The sequence below is a fragment of the Nocardioides sp. OK12 genome, from assembly GCF_024341885.1.
In the GTDB taxonomy this organism is placed as follows: Bacteria; Actinomycetota; Actinomycetes; order Propionibacteriales; family Nocardioidaceae; genus Nocardioides; species Nocardioides marinisabuli.
Map to the genome: position 1 here is coordinate 1 of NZ_BNET01000042.1, position 751 is coordinate 751.

The 751-nt window shown below is 46.1% G+C and carries 1 rRNA gene; it reads right to left on the reverse strand.

Annotation, left to right across the window (positions count from 1 at the left end):
- Window positions 1–350: 350 nt before the first annotated feature.
- Window positions 351–751 (reverse strand): 23S ribosomal RNA (locus OCU29_RS19770); the annotation flags it as partial.

The following is a 751-nucleotide window of genomic DNA, read 5'->3' on the forward strand; positions in this document are numbered from 1 at the left end:
CGCGAACGGCAGGCGTCAGGGCCTTGGGCAGCTCCGTGCGGCGCCACTGGAGATGCTTGGCCAGCATGGCTTCGGCGGCGTCGATGTCACCCTTGCGAGCGCGTAGTGTGTTTACAACCATTTTGTTTGGGTACGAAGAAATCGTTCTCGAGAGAACAAACATTTCTTCTTTATAGATATAAAGTATTTTGATTGAAATTGTAACTGTATGAAAAATTCCCTACAATCACACGTCTAATCAAAAACACAATACACCCAAACCGACAAAATATGCCATGCTATGCATCGATTTGCATCAACACACCACACAACACAGTCACACTGCTTGCAAACGCTTTCCTTTTAGCGAGTTCAGGTACTCTTTAACCCTCTTTCCAAAGTTCTTTTCATCTTTCCCTCACGGTACTTGTTCGCTATCGGTCTCTCGTCTATATTTAGCTTTAGAAGGAATTTACCTCCTGCTTTGACCACCAGTCCCAAGGTAGTCGACTCGTAGGATGCAGACCAAACGTGTTCTCATCGTGCCCATATATGGGACTCTCACCCTCTATGGTAGCCCTGTTCCAAGGGACTCGAGGCACACAAAAACACCGGTACATGCACCGAAAGACTACAACTCTCTTCCTCCAAAAAGAAAGAGATTTTCATCATGAGCTTGCCCCGCTTCACTCGCCGTTACTGAGGGGATCCTTGTTAGTTTCTTTTCCTCCGTTTACTTATATGCTTAAATTCAACGGGTCCTCTTTCCTGA